This window comes from Streptomyces sp. SAI-170, from assembly GCF_049739565.1.
In the GTDB taxonomy this organism is placed as follows: domain Bacteria; phylum Actinomycetota; class Actinomycetes; order Streptomycetales; family Streptomycetaceae; genus Streptomyces.
Genome location: NZ_JBMGQD010000001.1, coordinates 4,560,436 through 4,577,682 on the forward strand (window position 1 = coordinate 4,560,436; position 17,247 = coordinate 4,577,682).

Genomic DNA, 17,247 nt, shown 5'->3' on the forward strand with positions numbered 1-17,247 from the left:
CCCGTGGGATCGCGACGAGCGGTCAGGCGGGACCTCGGGTCGCGCAGGCGCTCGCCTGAGACCTGGAGGGCGTACCTCACAAAGAAGGCCCGGCCCCGGCCGCGTAAGCTGGGGTCCGGCCGTGTGCATTCGTACCCTCCGCTCACCAAGGAGCGCCCCGTGATCCTCTTCTTCGAGCTGCTGCTGGTCGCCGTCGCTGTCGGCGTCCTCGCCTTCGCCGGTCTGACCGTGAAGAAGCTGTACCAGGGCCAGCGCTGAACCACGTCTAGGAACTTCCGCTGATGATCGAGATCCCGTCCGACCTCCACAAGAGCCTCGTCCCGCTGGCGTTCCTGCTCGGCAGGTGGGCCGGTGCGGGCGTGCACGACTTCCCCGGCTCCGAGAAGTGCAACTTCGGCCAGGAGGTCTCCTTCACGCACGACGGGCGTGACTTCCTGGAGTACCACTCGCACACCTGGGTGCTGGACCAGGACGGCAACAAGGTCCGTCCCCTGGAGTCGGAGTCCGGCTTCTGGCGTATCGACGACAAGCGTCAGGTCGAGGTCACGATGACCCGCGACGACGGTGTCATCGAGATCTGGTACGGCGAGATGGCTGACAAGAAGCCGCAGATCGACCTGGTCACGGACGCGGTCGCGCGCACCGCGGCCTCCCGGCCGTACAGCGGTGGCAAGCGGCTGTACGGCTACGTCAAGAGCGACCTGATGTGGGTCGGCGAGAAGCAGACCCCCGAGGTCGAGCTGCGCCCCTACATGTCGGCCCAGCTGAAGAAGGTCGTCACGCCCGAGGAGGTCGAGCGCTGGGCGAAGGCCCTGCCGCAGGACCTGCCGGACGACGGGATCGCCTTCTTCAAGTAGGCCTCCGCCGGACTTCCAGCGGGTCTCGGCCCGAGTGGTTCTAGACTCGTCGGTGTGGTGAGCACCGACTGGAAGAGTGATCTGCGGCAGCGCGGCTACCGGCTGACCCCGCAGCGGCAGCTTGTGCTCGAAGCCGTGGACACCCTGGAGCACGCGACCCCCGACGACATCCTCGCGGAAGTGAGGAAGACGGCGTCGGGGGTCAACATTTCCACGGTCTACCGGACGCTGGAGCTGCTGGAGGAGCTGGAGCTGGTCAGCCACGCGCACCTGGGGCACGGGGCGCCGACCTACCACCTCGCCGACCGGCACCATCACCTCCACCTGGTGTGCCGGGACTGCACCAACGTCATCGAGGCCGATGTGTCGGTGGCCGCCGACTTCACCGCGAAGCTGCGCGAGGAGTTCGGGTTCGACACCGATCTGAAGCACTTCGCGATCTTCGGCCGGTGCAAGGACTGCTCCGGGAAGACTTCAACTACCGAGTCGTAGGCTTGGCGGTATGAAGAGCCCCCTGCTGTCCCTGCCCGGCGCCGTTCCCGCCGAGGGCGTGGACGAAGGCGTCGCCGCCCACTACGGCGACCTGTTCCGCGAGCAGCGCGCCCTCGCCGACGGCGCCGGTTTCGTGGACCTCTCCCACCGCGGCGTGGTCACCGTCTCCGGCGACGACCGGCTGAGCTGGCTGCATCTGCTGCTCACCCAGCACGTCAGCGAGCTCCCGGCCGGTGAGGCGACGGAGGCGCTGATCCTCTCGGCGAACGGCCACATCGAGCACGCGCTGTATCTCGTCGACGACGGCACGACCGTCTGGGCGCATGTCGAGCCCGGCACCCAGGAGGCGCTGATCGCCTACCTGGAGTCGATGAAGTTCTTCTACCGCGTGGAGGTCGCCGACCGGACCGCGGACTTCGCGGTCGTGCACCTGCCCGCCGGCTCCATCGCCCCGGTGCCGGAGGGCGCCGTCGTCCGCGAGACCGCGTACGGCCGTGATCTGTTCCTCCCGCGCGCGGACCTGGAGTCGTACGCCGAGCAGGCCGGCCCCGCCGCCGGAATCCTCGCCTACGAGGCCCTGCGGGTCGAGCACCACCGTCCGCGCCTCGGCTTCGAGACCGACCACCGCACGATCCCGCACGAGCTGGGCTGGATCGGCACGGCCGTCCACCTCCAGAAGGGCTGCTACCGCGGCCAGGAGACGGTCGCCCGCGTCCAGAACCTGGGCAAGCCCCCGCGCCGCCTGGTCTTCCTCCACCTCGACGGCAGCGAGGTGCACCTCCCCGTCCCCGGCACCGAGCTCCGCCTCGCCGAGGAGGAGCCCGACGGCCGCAAGATCGGCTTCGTGACCTCCTCCGTACGCCACCACGAACTCGGCCCGGTCGCCCTGGCCCTGGTCAAGCGCAACGTCCCCGTGGACGCCCGCCTGATGGCCGGCGACACGGCCGCCGCCCAGGAAGTCGTCGTAGAGCCCTAGGGCCTGTCTTCCGGATCAGGCCGGCTGCGAGGCGCTTCCGCCTCCTGGCCGGGTCGAGCGGGGTCTGGTGCGTGCAGCTGCAAGGCGGAGGAGGGCGTCGACGCGATGGGGGTCCCCCCGCTCGAGCGAAGCCGAGAGTGGGGGAGTCGGCAACCGACGACAACGCGGCAGATGTGCGTGCCAGGCCCCGCGACGCCGGCATGATCCGGAAGACAGGCCCTAGATCTCCAGCAGCACGGTGAACGGGCCGTCGTTCGTCAGGGAGACGCGCATCTTCGCGCCGAAGCGGCCCGTCGCCACCGTCGCGCCCAGGGCGCGTAGTTGGGCGACGACCTCGTCGACCAGGGGTTCGGCGACGTCGCCGGGGGCGGCCGCGTTCCAGGTGGGGCGGCGGCCCTTGCGGGCGTCGCCGTAGAGGGTGAACTGGCTGATGACGAGGAGCGGGGCGTCGATGTCGCTGCACGACTTCTCGTCGTCCAGCATGCGGATCGACCAGAGTTTGCGGGCCAGTTGGGCCGCCTTCTCCTTGGTGTCCTCGTGGGTCACCCCCACCAGGACGCACAGGCCTTCGCCGGTGATCTCCCCGACGGTCTCGCCGTCCACGACGACACTCGCGCCGTCCACCCTCTGTACCACTGCTCGCATGCGCACCATGATGCCGTGGGGCCCGCCGGGCGTCGTAGGGCGGTTTCCATTCGCTCCTTAAGAGCCCATCTGGGGCCGTTCGGGGGCACTCGGTCACATTGCGGCCAGTTGGGGTGGCACGATGCTTCCCACACGCCGGTCGAGGGGACGGTTGAGGCACATGAGCACACCGAGTACCGGGCGGCTGGGCATGACCACCCAGCGCACGCCCGTGCAACGCACCGACGGTCCGACAGGGGCCGCCGGCACCGCGCTGGGCGTCGAGCCCGGCGCACCCGATCTGGGCCTGCTGAGCCTGCCGGAACTGCGCGCGCTGCGCAGGGACGCGCAGCGCGACGAGGCCGACCTCAGCTATGTGCGGCGGCTGCTGCAGGGGCGGATCGACATCCTGCGCGCGGAGCTGGCCCGGCGGGGCCCGGCGGCCGTGCCGCCGCAGCCGGGTGAGGCGTCCGTCGTCGACCGGCTCCCGGAGATCCTGACCGACGCCCCGGCCCGGCACCGCTCCTCGGCCCGGCACGTCACGCTGGGCACGCCGCACGGCGAGGAGTACCGGCTGCTGGCCGCCGAGATGCTCGCCGAGGTCGAGCTGTCCGACCTGGCCGCACGCACGGACCTGGAGCTGAACGCCGCGATGGGCAGGCTCGTACGGTACGAGCAGGAGGTGTCCCGGCGGCGGGCCGGGCTGCAGGGCACCACCGACGCGTGCAGCGCGGAGATCGCCCGCCGGTACCGGGACGGCCTGGCCCAGGTGGACGACCTGCTGATGTGAGCCCTGCGGTCCGCCGCGCACGGAAATGCAGACGACACCGCCGGGGCCCGCACCTACCGTGGGCCCATGACTGGCCACACCGACATCGCCGTACGTCCCATCGCCGCAGCCGAGATCGCCGACTGGAGCCGGGCCCTGAACACGGGCTTCCTGCGGGCCCCCGAGAGTTCCGAGGAGGAGGTCGCCGACCGGGCCTCGTACATCGACCTCGCCCGTACGCTGGGCGCCTTCGAGGACGGCCGTTGTGTGGCCACCTTCCGGTCGTTCGCGCAGGAGGTCACGGCCGTCGGCGGTGCGGTCGTGGCCGCGGACGCCATCTCCAATGTGACCGTGTCGCCCACCCACCGGCGGCGCGGCCTGCTCAGCCGCATGATGGCCGCCGACCTGGCGGCCGCGAAGGAGCGCGGCGACGTGGTGGCCACGCTGATCGCCGCCGAGTACCCGATCTACGGCCGCTACGGCTTCGGCCCGGCCACCTGGACCGCCGAGTGGACGGTCGACGTGCAGCGCTCCGGGCTCGACCCGCGCTGGTCGGGGCCGGGCGACGGGGGCCGGATCGACCTCGTGGACCCGGCGGACGTGCGCAAGCTGGGGCCGGAGCTGTACGAGCGGGTGCGGCGGGCGCAGCCGGGCGCGGTCGACCGCAGCGAGCGGTGGTGGCAGAAGGCCACGGGCGCGCTGCGGACCGGGCCCAGCCCCTGGAGCGAGCCGTTCTTCGCCGTGTACCGGTCGGCGCAGGGCGACGTCGAGGGCCTGGTGTCCTACGGGGCGGACGACAACTGGCAGGCCAAGCAGCCGCACAACACGGCGAGCGTGAACTGGCTGGTGGCGACGGGCCCGGCCGCCGAGCGGGCGCTGTGGCACTACCTGTGCTCGATCGACTGGATCACCCAGGTGAAGTCCGGCTGGCGGGCCCCCGACGACCTGCTGCCGCTGCTGCTGCCGGACCCGCGGGCCGCCCGGATCACCACCCAGGCGGACTGGCTGTGGGTGCGCGTGCTGGACGTCGTACGGGCGCTGGAGGCGCGTACGTACGGCGGTGAGGGCGCGCTCGTGCTGGAGGTCGGCGACCCCGACGGGCTCACCGCGGGGCGTTATCTGCTGGAGGCGTCCGCCGAGGGGGCGTCCTGTGCGCCGACCACCCGGGACGCCGATCTGGTGCTGGGCGCCGGGGAACTGGGCGCGCTGTGGCTGGGCGACGAGTCGGTGGTGCGGCTGGCCGCGCTGGGGCGGGTGCGGGAACAGCGGACGGGCGCCGCCCGGCTGGCCGACGCCCTGCTGCGCACGTCCCGGCGGCCTTGGTGCCCGGACGTGTTCTGACCGGTGCTGTCCCTGCGGACGCCGGGGTGCGGATGTGCTTGTTCAGTTGTGGCTGTGCGGTTCAGTTGTGACTGTGCTGCGCGGTTCAGTTGTGGCTGTGCGATTCAGTTGTGTCTTTGCCGCATCCGTAGCGGGCTGTTCAGTTGTGGCTGTGCGTCCGCCGGGCTCCCGGCTCCCCTCCGGAAGGGAGTCCGGCCGGGGCCAACCCCCCGTGAAGTATGACCAGGTCACCGGAGTTGGCGACCAACTTCTCTTATCTCATGCCCACTTGGGGCGATGCCTAACCACCTTCACAGGGCCGGGCCGGTGACCAGCAGGGCGAGCACCACCGCGCCGACGGAGCTGACGGTGGGGTTCTTCGCCTTGATACCGATGGTGAGCAGGAGCAGGCCGACGATCCCGGTGGGGCCGTACCGCCACTCGACGAGCTGCTCGAAGCCGATGACGAGGACCGCGGTGAGAAGAGTGAGGACGGGCACGGTGGTTCCCCCTTCGGGCAGGAGGTGGAGGCCAGGAAGCGGGAAGTAAAGCTTCCGCCAACTTGGCCGAGTTGGCGACCAACTCTGATTAAGTTGTCCCCACTTGGTCGATACTCATAAACAACTTTCCGGCAACTCCCCATAGATGGATGGAAGTTGTAGCGTTTGGTCGTGACCCAGGAGAACGTGGCAGTGAACGGCAGCAGAAGGCTCACGCCCCAGGAGATAGCCGACACTCTGCGCGAGCGGATCCGGACCGGCGCCCTGCGGGCCGGCGACCGGCTGCCCACCCAGGCCGAACTGGCCGAGGAGTTCGGGGTGGAGCGCGGCACGGTCCGCCAGGCGCTGCGCGCTCTCCAGGAGGACGGCCTGCTCAGCAACGTCAGCAAGGGCAGCCCCCCGCGCATCGCCGAGCCCACCTCCGCGCAGGCCGAGCCGCAGCCGACCATGGTCGCCCTCGCACCCCGCCTCACCGAGGCGTTCTCCGCCCGGCACGTCCACGTCGACGCCGCCTGTCTGACCGCCGAGACCCTGATGCTGGCCCTCGGCGAGCCGCTGCGCCGCATCCACGAGGGCAGCATCAGCCCCGAGTCCATCGACGTACGCATCCTGCTGCCGTCCCGGAAGATCAACCTCGCCTTCCCGGTGCCGGTCGAGCAGGGCGGCGACGACGACCCCGTCCACGACCGCTGGCTCGCCCAGCGCAACGCCCAGGGCCACGTCCTGCGCCACAACCTCCAGGCCCTGCGCGCCACCCACGGCATCGACGTCAAGGTCGCCTTCCGCGCGCTGCCCTTCACCCCGCCGGCCAAGCTGTACCTGCTCAACGGCACCGAGGCGCTGTTCGCGTACTACATGGTCGCCCGCCGCGAGGAGACCACCGACGGCGAGACCCTCGACATGTACGACGTGCTCGGCACCGAATCGCTGCTGTTCTCCTTCGACCGGCGCAGCGGACAGCGGGACGAGGCGTTCGTGGCGCAGTCGCAGCTGTGGTTCAACGCCCTCTGGGAAACCATCACGACGGACCTGACACTCTCTTAGTGACTTCCGACGTGACTTCTGATGCGACTTCTGACGCGATTTCCGACGCGAAGCAGCTGCGTGAGCTGATCGGCCGCGCCCGCGTGGTCCTGTGGGACTTCGACGGCCCCGTCTGCCGTCTGTTCGCCGGCCACACGGCGCGGCGCGTAGCGCGCGAACTGGTGGAGTGGCTGGCCGAGCAGGGACTCAGAGGACTGCTGGAGGACGGGGAGCGCGAGACCGCCGACCCGCACATCGTGCTGCGCGCGGTGGACCGCAGGCACCCGGGCAGCGACCTCCTGGACGAGCTGGAGGAACTCCTCACCCGGCACGAACTGCGCGCCGTGCCCTCGGCGATGCCCACCGCCTACGCCGACCCGCTGATACGCACCTGGTCGGCGGTCGGTGTCCAGCTGGCCGTCACCACCAACAACTCCGCGCGCGGGGTGCGCGCCTACCTGGACGGCCGGGGCCTGACCGCCTGCTTCCCGCACATCTACGGCCGTACCGCGGATCTCTCCCTGCTCAAGCCCCACCCGCACTGTCTGCACCGGGCCCTGAACGCCACCGGCGCGGCCCCGGAGGACGCCCTGATGATCGGCGACACCGCCACGGACCTCCAGGCCGCCAGGACGGCGGGCGTCCCCTTCCTCGGCTACGCGCGCAACGTCCGCAAGGAGAAGCTGCTGCGCGAGGCCGGCGCCACGACGATCGTGAGCACCCTGAAACCCGTCCTCGACGCCGTCCGCGGACGCGACCGAGCGGCAGGAGCGTCATGACCTCACCCGGGCGACCGGCGGGTTAGCATGCCCGCACCGCGCGAGCCGTCTCCCCGTCCGCATGAGGCCGGGGCGTATCGAGCAGCTTCGAACGACCTCATGCCGAAGAGTGGCGGACCACCCATTGCGCCCACTCGTTACCGGCCCCGGTCGTGGGCTGTGACCGTCCAGCCTTACCTTTGCCGTACTTCTCGTGACAGCCCTCGGAGCGGCTCGTGGACGTACCTCCTGTGCCCGCAGGCGTTCTCCGCGCGTTCGTGGAGCGCGCCGGCACCGAGGGCGAGGAGCGCGGCGGCCGGCACCACCGCAGTCTCCTGCTGAAGCTGCCCGAGGACCTGGCGCGCTGGGTGCGCCGCAGCCCGGGGACGCCGGTGACCGTGCGGGTGCGCCGCGCGGACGCGCTGCCCGTGGTGGTCAGGACCTGGGCGAGGGAGGCCGGGATCCACGCGGCGGCCCGGACCGTCCTGCCGCAGGTGCCGGGCTGCCTCGCCGAGGGCGACGGCGTCGCGGTCCTCGAGTACGTCGACGGCGTCACCCTGGCCGCGCTCTGCCCGGACGGCAAGCTCGTCGACACCCTGCTGGTGGGGGAGCTGACGCGGATGCTCGCCGACACGTCCCGGGTGCGCCGGGCGGTCGTACCGCCGCTGCCCGCCGGCCGGCCGGGCAACCACACCGACAGCCGCGCGTATCTCCGCACCCTGGCGCACCAGGCGGAGCTGCGCGTACGGCGCCCCAACTGGCCCGTGTACGGCGGCCTGTTCAAGGCGCTCGGCGTCCCCGAGGACGCCCTGCCGCGGTTCGCCGAGCGCCTCCCCGCCCTGGCCCGGCGGCCCTACGGGCTGCTCCACGGCGACCTGCACCGCGGCAATGTGATCGTCCCGCACGAGGACGGGGCCCCGCTCGTCCCCATCGACTGGGAGCTGGCCGGCTTCGGCGACCCCCTCCACGACCTGGCGGCCCATCTGTGGCGGATGAGGTACCCGGCCGCCCAGTGGGACGAGGTGATCGACGCGTGGGCGCACGCCATGGGCCGGGTCCGCCCGGCCGCGCTGAACGGCCTCACCAAGGACCTCGGCCACTACGTCGACTTCGAGCGCGCGCAGTCCGCCTACGCCGAGGTGATGCGGGCCGCCCGGTCCCTGGAGCGGTCCACCGGCGAGGCGGGCCTGGAGGTCGCGGCGGAGGCCGTCGACCGGGCCCTGGAGGAGGCCGCGGGGCCGCTCGGCCTCGCCCGGCGCCCCGGCCGCGACGAGATCGCCCGCATCCTGCACCGCCGGCACGCGGCGCGGGCCGACGCCGCGGGGCGGCCGCTCCTGGCCGTCGCCTGGGAGCCCGACGGGCGCGTGGACGAACATCCCCGCTTCCCCGCCGACGCGGTGACCCGCGCGCTGCTCGCCGAGGGCGCGGCCCCCGCCGAACGCGTCTTCAAGGGCACCGCGCACCTCAACACGGTCGTCCGGGTGCCCGGCGTCGGCTTCCCCGTCGTCGTACGGCGCAAGGTGAGCGACGTGGAGCGCCGCGAGGCCGGTTACCTCAGCGAGCACGCCGTCCTGCGGGCCCTCGAACGCTCCGGCGCCGACGTGGCGGCGCCCAGGGTGCTCGCCCTGGGCCGGTGCGGACAGGGCGAGCCGTTCGCCGTCCACACCTACGTCGGCCCCCACGACGACCTGGACCGGCCGCCCGCCCACCCGGTGTACGGGCTGCTGCCGCACGAGGCGGACGGCCTCGTCGACCAGCTGTGCGAGCTGACCCGGGTCGACTGCCGGCAGATCGACCCCACCGCGGGCGAGGGCGGCTTCCACCCGTGGCTGTGCGACCAGCTCGCCGTACTCGTGGCGGGCCTGCCGGACAGGACCCAGCAGCCGGCCCGCTCCCTCGGTCTGCCCGACGCGCCCCGGCTGCGGCAGATCCTGGCCCGCCACCGGGTGACGCCGCGTCGGCCCGTGCTGCTGCACGGCGACCTCAACCCGTGGAACCTGGTGCGCCGCCCCGACCGGCGGGCCCTCACCCTCATCGACTGGGAGCTGGCCCTGGTCGGCGACCCGCTGTACGACCTCGTCCGGCACATGCACCTGACCCCGACCGGGCCCGAGATCCGCGAGCGGATGATCCGCCGCTGGGCGGAGCGGATGCCGAAGGAGTGCAGCCGGGGCTGGGCCGAGGACTGGCGGGTCTACCGCTGGCTGGAGATCGTACGGTCGGCGTACGTCGACCTGGACCGCATGGTCAGCGGCGCGAGCCTGGACGCGCCCAACGTCCGCCGGGCCGTCGGCTCCTACGCCATGACCCTGGAGGTCGCCCTCGCCTCCCTCGGCCTGCGCCGGCCCCGGACCGCGGGGCCCTGTCTTGTGCGGGCGCTGGCCTGAGCGGGCCTCTGCGCGGGGCTTGCCGGACGGTCGTGGGCTTGCGGGGGGCTTGCCGGACGGTCGTGGGTCTGCGCGGGGCTTGCCGGACGGCCGTAGGTCTGACAGGGCCCGCCGGACGGCCCTGGCTCACACCTTCAGCACCACCTTCCCCACCAGCGCCCGCCCCTCGATCGCCGCGTGGGCCGCTGCCGCGCGGTCCAGCGGAAACACCTCGCCGATCACCGGCCGCAGCCGGCCCGCGGCGGCCTCGGTGAAGGCGGTGGCGGTGAGGCGGCGCAGGTCGGCGGGGCCGAAGCGGTAGTCCTGGATGCCGTAGAGGGCGATGTCACGGCGTTTCGCCTCGTCGGCGTCGACGGGGGCGAAGCCGCCGGTGGGGGCGCCGTGGGCGGAGAAGCGGCCACCGTCAGCGGTGAGGGCGAAGGCTGCCGCGCCCAGGGGGCCGCCCACGCCGTCCAGGACCACGTCCGCCGCGCCGCCGAGCGCGGTCCGGGCCCGCTCCGGCCAGTCGTCGGCGGTGAGGTCGACGGTCTCGTCGGCGCCCAGCTCCCGCACCAGGGCGAGCTTGGCCGCGCCGCGGGCCGGTGCCACCACACGGGCGCCGCGGGCGTGGGCCAGCTGCACCAGCAGGGTGCCCATGCCGCCGGAGGCGCCGAGGACCAGGACCCGGTCACCGGTGCCCACGCCGGTCCGCTCGACCACCCCGGACGCCGTGACCCCGTCATGGACCAGCGCGGCGGCCGTCAGCAGGTCCAGGCCGTCCGGCACGACGGTCAGCGCCTCCACCGCCGCCACCGCCCGCTCGGCGTAGCTGCCGGTGACGAAGGCCCCCACCCGGCGGCCCAGCCACGTCTCCTCGACCCCCGCCCCCAGCGCCCGCACCACACCCGTGACCCCGCCCCCGGGGACGTACGGCGGGCGCACCGGGAAGTACTCCTGGCCCCAGCCGGACCGCAGCTGCGTCTCCAGGAAGATGGTGTCGGCGTGCGCCACCTCGATCAGCACCTCGCCCGGCCCCGGGACCGGGTCGGGCAGCCGGACCGGGACCAGGACCTCGGGCCCGCCGAACTCCGTCACGTGCACTGCGCGCATGGCTCTCCCCCAGAAGGTGATCTCTTGTGCCGTGCCCGCAGTCTTCGACCTCGACCGCGCTTGAGGTCAAGCGCGGGTGCGTAGGCTCGGGGCATGGCTGAGATCGGGCTGCGCGAGCGCAAGAGGCAGCGGATGTACCAAGAGGTGTCGGACATCGCGGTCGGGCTCTTCCTGGAGAAGGGGTTCGACGCGGTGTCGGTGGCCGAGGTGGCGGCCGCCGCGCAGATCTCCAAGCCGACGCTGTTCCGGTACTTCCCCGCCAAGGAGGACCTCGTCCTGCACCGGATCGCCGACCACGAGGGCGAGTCGGCCCGGATCGCCGCCGCGCACCCCGACGCCCCGGTGGCCGCGCTGCGCACCCACTTCCTCGACGGCCTGACCCGCTTCGACCCGGTGACCGGCCTGAACGACCACCCCCAGGTCCTCGCCTTCCACCGACTCCTCTACGGCACCCCGTCCCTGGTCGCCCGCGCGTACGGCCATATGCAGCGCTCCGAGGCCGCGCTGGCGCGGGCCCTCGGCGACGACCTCGACGCCCGTCTGGCGGCCGGCCAGATCACCGCCGTACAGCGCGTGCTGGCGATGGAGAACTGGCGGCGGATCGCGGAAGGGGCGTCCGCGGCCGGGTTGCTGGAGCGGGCGGTGGGGGAGGCGGAGCGGGCGTTCGGGCGGCTGGAGCGGGGCCTGGTGCGAGACTCCGCGGGGCCTTCGAGCGAGACTCGGTAAAAAACTTAACCGAGTTACAGAATGTGGGTATGCTGGACGGCATGACCTCAGCCGACCCCGCCCTCGACCATGCCCTGCTCACCGCACGCGCCCACCACGACGCCTGCCGCGCCGCCCTCGCCGCCATGGTCGAGGGCGCCGACGAACAGGTCGTCGTCGGCGAGGACGTCTCCGCGTCCGGCGCCGACGCCGAAGTCCTCGGCCACCGGCTGCGCAGCCGGGCCAAGGCGCTGCGCGAACTGCCCGAGGGGCCGCTGTTCTTCGGCCGGCTGGACTTCGAACCCGGCGAGGCCGCCGGTGACCACGCCGGGCAGCGCTACCACCTGGGGCGGCTGCGCATCAGCGAGGACCCGGCCGCCCCGCCGCTGGTCGTCGACTGGCGCGCCCCCGTCTCCCGCGCCTTCTACCAGGCGAGCGCCCGCGACCCGCAGGGCGTCGCCGTCCGCCGCCGGTTCGGCTGGGCTCCCGGCAGCCGCGGCGACAGCGCCGACCTCACCGGCCTGGAGGACGAGCACCTGACCGCGGGCGAGGACCGCACCAGCGACATCGTCGCCCGCGAGGTCGAACGCCCCCGCGTCGGCCCGATGCGCGACATCGCCGCCACCATCCAGCCCGAGCAGGACGACCTCGTACGGGCTCCCCTCACGGCCTCCGTGTGCGTGCAGGGCGCCCCGGGCACCGGCAAGACCGCGGTGGGCCTGCACCGCGCGGCGTACCTCCTCTACACGCACCCGCAGCGCATCCGCCGCGGCGGCCTGCTGATCCTCGGCCCGAACCGCACCTTCCTGTCCTACATCGCCGAGGTGCTGCCGTCCCTCGGCGAGAGCGGCGTGCGCCAGTCGACCCTGCTGGAGGAGATCGCCCGCCACCCGGCCACCGGCGCCGACGAGCCGCGCGCCGGCGCCCTGAAGCACGACCCGCGGACGGCCGAGGTGCTGCGCCGGGCCCTGTACGCGCGCGTGGACCCCGACGCCGCCGGTTCCTTCGTCGTGCCCGACGGCAACCACCGCTGGCGGATCGACGCGGAGGAACTGCGCGCGATCGTCGCGGACGTGCGAGCCGAGGAGCCGCCGTACGACACCGGGCGCGAGCGGGTCACGGCCCGGCTGGTGCGCGTCATCCAGACCCGTTCCGAACAGCGCTTCGGCCCCCGCCCGGCCCGCTGGGTCCGCGCGGCGGAACGGGCCGTGCGGCCGCACCTCGACCAGGTGTGGCCCCGGGTCCGCCCGGAGGAGATCCTCGCCGCGCTGCTCACCGACGCGGACAGCCTCGCCCGGGCGGCCGAGGGCCTCCTGGACGCGGACGAACAGAAGGCCCTGCTGTGGCCGAAGCCGCCCCGCTCCTGGAAGTCGGCCCGCTGGTCACCGGCCGACCTGGTCCTCCTCGACGAGCTGTCCGGGCTCCTCGAACACCCCGAGGGCTACGGCCATCTCGTGGTCGACGAGGCGCAGGACCTGTCCCCGATGGAGTGCCGGGCGATCGCCCGCCGGGCCCGCTTCGGCTCGCTGACCGTCCTCGGCGACCTGGCCCAGGGCACCACCCCGTGGGCCGCCCGCTCCTGGCCCGAGCAACTGGCCCACCTGGGCAAGCCGGACGCCTCGGTCGTCGCGCTGACCACCGGTTTCCGGGTGCCCGCGCAGATCGTGGACCTCGCCAACGGCCTGCTGGCCCGCCTCGACGTGGACGTCCCCCCGGCCCGCTCCTTCCGCCCCGACGGCCGCCTCCGGCTGCGCCCGGCAGGACCCGACCTGCCCGCGCGGGTGGTGGAGACCGTGCGCGAGGCCCTCGCGTACGACGGCTCGGTCGGCGTCGTGGCGGCGGACGCGGACGTGCCCCGGCTGCGGACGGCCCTGACCGGGGCCGGCCTCGCGCCCGAGGGCCCCGAACGGCTCGCGGCCCGGCTGACCCTGGTCCCCGCGAGCCTGGCCAAGGGCCTGGAGTACGACCATGTCGTCGCCGTCGAGCCCGCCACGATCGCCGAGTCGGAGGACAGGGGCCTGCACCGGCTGTACGTGGTCCTCACGCGGGCGGTGTCGCGGCTGGACGTCGTACACGCCAGGCCGCTGCCCTTCCAGGGCGGGTCTCAGGCTGCCTCCAGTGCGGCCAGCAGCGGCAGCAAGTGCTCCTCCTCGTAGTCCAGATGGGCCTCCAGGGTGGCCGTCAGCCGCACGACGTGGCCGCGTGCGGTGGGCGTGTCGCCGCCGCCGACCACCTCGCGCAGCTCCGCCACCAGTTCGGCGATCAGCTCATGCTCCTCGCCGAGCCGCGCCAGGAGCGGCGCGGCCTGCGGATGGCGGGCCGCGACGCCCGGGAAGAGCATCAGATCCTCGCCGGTGTGGTGGTTGTGCAGACCGTGGCAGAAGGTGAGGCAGTTGGCCCGCAGCTGGACCCCCAGCACCGGACCCGACCGGCTCATCTCCTTTCGGATCAGGGCGAGTTCGCGCCGGAAGCCGTCATGGGCGATCGTGACGGCCTCGCTCAGGGAGCGGGCGCTGCTCTTCGGCGGCCCGTCCACGGCGATCGGGTGCAGGGCGATCACCGGGATCACCCGCTCGGTCTTCGCCTGGTACTCGGCCCAGCCCGGGTCCGACTCGACGGCCCGCGCGAAGGCCTGGTCGCGCTCCTCGCCGGCCAGCGGCACGGCCTGCGCCGGGTAGGTGAACAGGCCTGTCTCCACGGTCACTTCGGGGTGCGCGAGGAGGTTGTGGTACCAGTCGGGGTGCTGGGGGGCACCCCCGGCGGAGGCGATGACCAGGACGCTCTCGCCCCCGTCGGGCAGATAGCCGACCGGTGTGGTGTGCGGCCGCCCGCTGCGGGCGCCCGTGGTGGTCAGCAGCAGGAGCCGGCCACCCTCGAAGGGGCCGCCGACGCGGCCGTGGTGGGCGCGGAACTCCTCGATGACACGCTGATTGAAATCGTTGGGCATGCTTCTTCTTTCTCTGTCGCTCGCTTCTCTTCCTGGGACGGGGAGGAGAGACAGAGACGGCGGACCCCTGGTCCGCACCGGCCTCACTCAGAGGCCGGGCAACACCCAACTCGCTCGCGGCACACGGCCGACCCGGCAGTCATGATCACCACGCTAGCGGTGAACGCGACTGAGCGCCAAGGGATTTGGGCCTTCAAGGGATTTGGGCCTTCAGCCGCGCCGCCCCAGCAGATCGACCACCCGTATGAAGCCGTCCCCGCCGTGACCGAGCCCGATCACCCGCCGGGCCAGGCCCTCGGTCGCCCGCATCACACTCGCGTCGATGCCGTGCGCCTCGGAGGCGTGCACGATGTGCGCCATGGTCGACACGGCCGAGGTGATCGGGTTGATGTGCCCCGAGTACGTCCCCTCCTCGACGTCCGCCGCGAACTCCTCGAACAGCGGCGGCAGGATCGCCGCGATGCCCTGCGCGAACGGCGCCAGCTCCCGCGGGGAGACACCGTCCGCCTGCGCCATGGCGAGGGCGTGCGCGTACCCCGACATCGCGGTCCAGAAGACGTCCAGCAGCGCGAGGTCGTACGCCGCCGCCCGCCCGATCTCCTCGCCGACGTGCGTGTGCGTGCCGCCGAGCGCGCCCAGCACGCCGCGCGCCTGCTCGTACAGCGCGGCCGGCCCGCTGTGCAGGAACACCGCCTCCGCCGTGCCGATGCTGGTCGCCGGGGTCATGATCGCCCCGTCGAGATAGCCGACCCCGTGGTCGGCGGCCCATGCGCCCAGGTCACGGGCGCGCGCCGCGGTGTCGGCGCTGAGGTTGACGACCGTGCGTCCCTTCAGCGCGGCCGCGACCTCGTCCTGCCGCAGCACCGCGTCGGCGGCGTCGTAGTTCACCACGCAGACCACGGTCAGCGGGCTCGCCTCGACCGCCTCGCGGGCCGACCCCGCGCTCTTCGCACCGCGGGCGACAAGCTCCCCGTCCCGCCCCGGCGTACGGTTCCATACGGTGGTGCGCACGCCGGCGTCCAGGAAGGCCCCGGCCAGCGCCCGCCCCATCGGGCCCAGGCCGATGACGGTGACGGCGGGCTGATCCTCGTAGAAGGACATGCTTCGACTCCTCTTCATTCCTTTGGAAACCTTGAAAGCCTTTGAAAGCCTTTGAAAAACGGCACAATTGATCGAACAGACGAACAACTCACGAGAAACGGGGCGAGGATGACGCGCAGCCGGGCCCAGGATCCGAACGTCTGCGGAGTGACCGCCGCGATCGCCGTGATCGACGGCAAGTGGAAGACCGCGCTGCTGTGGCTGCTGGAGTCCGGCCCGCACCGCCCCGGGGAACTGCGCCGCAGGCTGCCGGGCCTCAGCGAGAAGGTGCTGACTCAGGCACTGCGCGAGATGGAGGAGGACGGTCTGGTGCACCGTGAGGTGTACGACGTCCTGCCGCTGAAGACGGTGTACTCGCTGACCGCCTTCGGCCGTGAACTCTCCGAGGCCCTCGCCCCCCTCTCGAACTGGGGCCACCGTCGTCTGGAGCGACTGGCGGCCGCGGCCTCCTGATCACCTGCGACCAGCCTCGCGCAGCGAGCCGGGGCCGCCAAGTACCCACAAAAAAGTGGGTAGGAGGGCGCCCGGCAGGCCCGATCGGCCCGGCACACTGGCCCCATGAACCCCGCTGATCCCGACCCCAAGGTCGCCCTCCGCTTCTACCTCCAGTCCGCCCGCGACGCGCTGCTGTGGAAGCTGGAGGGGCTTTCCGAGTACGACGCCCGCCGCCCGATGACGCCGACCGGCACGAACCTGCTGGGCCTGGTCAAGCATGTGGCCGGCGTCGAGCTGGGCTACCTCGGCGACACCTTCGGCCGGCCGCACGGCGAGTCGCTGCCCTGGCTGGAGGGTGCCGTCGAGGACAACGGCGACATGTGGGCGACGGCCGACGAGTCCCGCGAGGACCTCGTGGCGCTCTACCGCCGGGCCTGGGCCCACGCCGACGCCACCATCGAGGCGCTCCCGCTGGACACGGTCGGCCGCGTCCCCTGGTGGCCCGACGGCAAGGACGAGGTCACCCTCCACCACGCCGTCACCCGCGTGATCGCCGACACCCACCGCCACGCCGGGCACGCCGACATCCTCCGCGAGCTGATCGACGGGGCCGTCGGCATGAACGAGACCAACACCAGCCTCCCGTCGAGCGACCCGGGGTGGTGGGAGCGGCATCGGGAACGGCTGGAGGGGGAGGCGCGTAGGGCGGCGGAGCGGTGAGAGGTCCGTTCGCGCGGCGCGAGTAACTCTTGCTAGCGGCTTGCTTGCAATTGTTAGCGGGTTGGGTGCACAGTGGAGCCATGGCATCGCTCAATGTCGGCAATCTCGGTGAGTACCTGCGCGAGCAGCGGCGCAACGCGCAGCTGTCGCTGCGGCAGCTCGCCGAGGCGGCCGGGGTGTCGAATCCGTATCTGAGCCAGATCGAGCGCGGGCTGCGCAAGCCGAGCGCGGAGGTGCTCCAGCAGGTCGCCAAGGCGCTGCGGATCTCCGCGGAGACGCTGTACGTGCGCGCCGGGATTCTGGACGCGGAGCGGGAGCGGGACGAGGTGGAGACGCGCGCCGTCATCCTCGCCGACCCCACGCTCAGCGAGCGGCAGAAGCAGGTGCTGCTCCAGATCTACGAGTCGTTCCGCAAGGAGAACGGCACCGAGGCCGTCCAGCCGGACGGCGACTCCGCCGACGCCCTGGGCGGCGCCGACGGAGATCCGCGGCAGTCGGCCGGTTGACCGGACCAGGGGACCGGCCGCCGTACCGCGGACCCACC

General features: G+C 72.6%; 18 protein-coding genes. 13 read left to right on the top strand and 5 right to left on the bottom strand.

Annotated elements, in window-relative coordinates; all coding sequences use genetic code 11:
• The first annotated feature begins 281 nt into the window (after positions 1-281).
• Genes RKD23_RS20390 through RKD23_RS20400 form a run of 3 tightly spaced genes read left to right on the top strand, consistent with a single transcriptional unit; the run spans position 282 to position 2,325 of the window.
• Complete coding sequence (locus RKD23_RS20390; RefSeq protein WP_424854955.1) at positions 282-857, top strand: FABP family protein; 576 nt, start codon at positions 282-284, stop codon at positions 855-857.
• A gap of 54 nt (positions 858-911) precedes the next feature.
• Positions 912-1,349 carry a Fur family transcriptional regulator gene (locus RKD23_RS20395; RefSeq protein WP_424854956.1) on the top strand — a complete coding sequence of 146 codons (438 nt, stop codon included), beginning with the start codon at positions 912-914 and terminating at the stop codon, positions 1,347-1,349.
• A 10-nt stretch (positions 1,350-1,359) separates the two neighbouring features.
• On the top strand, positions 1,360-2,325 hold the full coding sequence (locus RKD23_RS20400; RefSeq protein ID WP_424854957.1) for a YgfZ/GcvT domain-containing protein: 966 nt from the start codon (positions 1,360-1,362) through the stop codon (positions 2,323-2,325).
• A gap of 219 nt (positions 2,326-2,544) precedes the next feature.
• On the opposite strand, the gene dtd is transcribed toward RKD23_RS20400, so the two are convergent.
• Positions 2,545-2,970, bottom strand: a complete 426-nt coding sequence (dtd, locus tag RKD23_RS20405; RefSeq protein WP_404041666.1) for a D-aminoacyl-tRNA deacylase — start codon at positions 2,968-2,970, stop codon at positions 2,545-2,547.
• A 160-nt stretch (positions 2,971-3,130) separates the two neighbouring features.
• Here dtd and RKD23_RS20410 point away from each other — a divergent pair, with 160 nt between their 5' ends.
• Together RKD23_RS20410 and RKD23_RS20415 are read left to right on the top strand one after the other, a co-directional pair.
• Positions 3,131-3,739: an aerial mycelium formation protein gene (locus RKD23_RS20410; RefSeq protein ID WP_424854958.1), complete on the top strand. Its 609-nt coding sequence runs from the start codon at positions 3,131-3,133 to the stop codon at positions 3,737-3,739.
• A 66-nt stretch (positions 3,740-3,805) separates the two neighbouring features.
• Positions 3,806-5,059: a GNAT family N-acetyltransferase gene (locus tag RKD23_RS20415; protein ID WP_424854959.1), complete on the top strand. Its 1,254-nt coding sequence runs from the start codon at positions 3,806-3,808 to the stop codon at positions 5,057-5,059.
• 290 nt (positions 5,060-5,349) lie between these two features.
• Here RKD23_RS20415 and RKD23_RS20420 read toward each other — a convergent pair whose 3' ends face one another.
• A complete protein-coding gene (locus tag RKD23_RS20420) occupies positions 5,350-5,538 on the bottom strand; it encodes a hypothetical protein (RefSeq protein ID WP_424854960.1) in 189 nt (62 codons plus the stop codon).
• Positions 5,539-5,703: 165 nt separating this feature from the next.
• Here RKD23_RS20420 and RKD23_RS20425 point away from each other — a divergent pair, with 165 nt between their 5' ends.
• From RKD23_RS20425 to RKD23_RS20435, 3 genes are all read left to right on the top strand, one after another.
• Entirely contained in the window at positions 5,704-6,582 is an 879-nt protein-coding gene (locus RKD23_RS20425; RefSeq protein WP_424854961.1) for a GntR family transcriptional regulator, read from the top strand.
• A gap of 83 nt (positions 6,583-6,665) precedes the next feature.
• Positions 6,666-7,340 carry an HAD family hydrolase gene (locus RKD23_RS20430; RefSeq protein ID WP_424858291.1) on the top strand — a complete coding sequence of 225 codons (675 nt, stop codon included), beginning with the start codon at positions 6,666-6,668 and terminating at the stop codon, positions 7,338-7,340.
• Between the two features lie 215 nt (positions 7,341-7,555).
• Positions 7,556-9,706 (top strand): phosphotransferase family protein, encoded by a 2,151-nt coding sequence (locus RKD23_RS20435; protein ID WP_424854962.1) that lies wholly within the window; start codon positions 7,556-7,558, stop codon positions 9,704-9,706.
• A gap of 126 nt (positions 9,707-9,832) precedes the next feature.
• On the opposite strand, the gene RKD23_RS20440 is transcribed toward RKD23_RS20435, so the two are convergent.
• Complete coding sequence (locus RKD23_RS20440; protein WP_424854963.1) at positions 9,833-10,795, bottom strand: zinc-binding dehydrogenase; 963 nt, start codon at positions 10,793-10,795, stop codon at positions 9,833-9,835.
• Between the two features lie 93 nt (positions 10,796-10,888).
• Here RKD23_RS20440 and RKD23_RS20445 point away from each other — a divergent pair, with 93 nt between their 5' ends.
• A complete protein-coding gene (locus tag RKD23_RS20445) occupies positions 10,889-11,521 on the top strand; it encodes a TetR family transcriptional regulator (RefSeq protein WP_424854964.1) in 633 nt (210 codons plus the stop codon).
• Between the two features lie 41 nt (positions 11,522-11,562).
• Positions 11,563-13,656, top strand: a complete 2,094-nt coding sequence (locus RKD23_RS20450; protein WP_424854965.1) for a HelD family protein — start codon at positions 11,563-11,565, stop codon at positions 13,654-13,656.
• Here the strand turns inward: RKD23_RS20450 and RKD23_RS20455 are convergent.
• Complete coding sequence (locus RKD23_RS20455) at positions 13,605-14,447, bottom strand: nitroreductase/quinone reductase family protein (RefSeq protein WP_424854966.1); 843 nt, start codon at positions 14,445-14,447, stop codon at positions 13,605-13,607. The genes RKD23_RS20450 and RKD23_RS20455 overlap by 52 nt on opposite strands.
• Positions 14,448-14,657: 210 nt before the next feature.
• Entirely contained in the window at positions 14,658-15,548 is an 891-nt protein-coding gene (locus RKD23_RS20460; RefSeq protein WP_424854967.1) for an NAD(P)-dependent oxidoreductase, read from the bottom strand.
• A 108-nt stretch (positions 15,549-15,656) separates the two neighbouring features.
• Between RKD23_RS20460 and RKD23_RS20465 the strand changes: the two genes are divergently transcribed.
• The 3 genes from RKD23_RS20465 to RKD23_RS20475 all read left to right on the top strand — a co-directional run bounded on the left by RKD23_RS20465 (position 15,657) and on the right by RKD23_RS20475 (position 17,209).
• Positions 15,657-16,001, top strand: coding sequence for a winged helix-turn-helix transcriptional regulator (locus RKD23_RS20465; protein WP_404041686.1), 345 nt, complete (start codon positions 15,657-15,659; stop codon positions 15,999-16,001).
• A 105-nt stretch (positions 16,002-16,106) separates the two neighbouring features.
• Positions 16,107-16,703 (top strand): DinB family protein, encoded by a 597-nt coding sequence (locus tag RKD23_RS20470; protein WP_424854968.1) that lies wholly within the window; start codon positions 16,107-16,109, stop codon positions 16,701-16,703.
• 80 nt (positions 16,704-16,783) lie between these two features.
• On the top strand, positions 16,784-17,209 hold the full coding sequence (locus tag RKD23_RS20475; protein WP_404041706.1) for a helix-turn-helix domain-containing protein: 426 nt from the start codon (positions 16,784-16,786) through the stop codon (positions 17,207-17,209).
• Positions 17,210-17,247 lie beyond the last annotated feature (38 nt).

What these genes read in the sequence shown, in the direction of transcription:
- RKD23_RS20390 (WP_424854955.1), top strand. Translation starts at nt 282, where the DNA reads ATGATCGAGATCCCGTCCGACCTCCACAAGAGCCTCGTCCCGCTGGCG.
- RKD23_RS20400 (WP_424854957.1), top strand. Translation starts at nt 1,360, where the DNA reads ATGAAGAGCCCCCTGCTGTCCCTGCCCGGCGCCGTTCCCGCCGAGGGC.
- dtd (WP_404041666.1), bottom strand. Translation starts at nt 2,970, where the DNA reads ATGCGAGCAGTGGTACAGAGGGTGGACGGCGCGAGTGTCGTCGTGGAC.
- RKD23_RS20410 (WP_424854958.1), top strand. Translation starts at nt 3,131, where the DNA reads ATGAGCACACCGAGTACCGGGCGGCTGGGCATGACCACCCAGCGCACG.
- RKD23_RS20415 (WP_424854959.1), top strand. Translation starts at nt 3,806, where the DNA reads ATGACTGGCCACACCGACATCGCCGTACGTCCCATCGCCGCAGCCGAG.
- RKD23_RS20440 (WP_424854963.1), bottom strand. Translation starts at nt 10,795, where the DNA reads ATGCGCGCAGTGCACGTGACGGAGTTCGGCGGGCCCGAGGTCCTGGTC.
- RKD23_RS20445 (WP_424854964.1), top strand. Translation starts at nt 10,889, where the DNA reads ATGGCTGAGATCGGGCTGCGCGAGCGCAAGAGGCAGCGGATGTACCAA.
- RKD23_RS20450 (WP_424854965.1), top strand. Translation starts at nt 11,563, where the DNA reads ATGACCTCAGCCGACCCCGCCCTCGACCATGCCCTGCTCACCGCACGC.
- RKD23_RS20455 (WP_424854966.1), bottom strand. Translation starts at nt 14,447, where the DNA reads ATGCCCAACGATTTCAATCAGCGTGTCATCGAGGAGTTCCGCGCCCAC.
- RKD23_RS20460 (WP_424854967.1), bottom strand. Translation starts at nt 15,548, where the DNA reads ATGTCCTTCTACGAGGATCAGCCCGCCGTCACCGTCATCGGCCTGGGC.
- RKD23_RS20465 (WP_404041686.1), top strand. Translation starts at nt 15,657, where the DNA reads ATGACGCGCAGCCGGGCCCAGGATCCGAACGTCTGCGGAGTGACCGCC.
- RKD23_RS20470 (WP_424854968.1), top strand. Translation starts at nt 16,107, where the DNA reads ATGAACCCCGCTGATCCCGACCCCAAGGTCGCCCTCCGCTTCTACCTC.
- RKD23_RS20475 (WP_404041706.1), top strand. Translation starts at nt 16,784, where the DNA reads ATGGCATCGCTCAATGTCGGCAATCTCGGTGAGTACCTGCGCGAGCAG.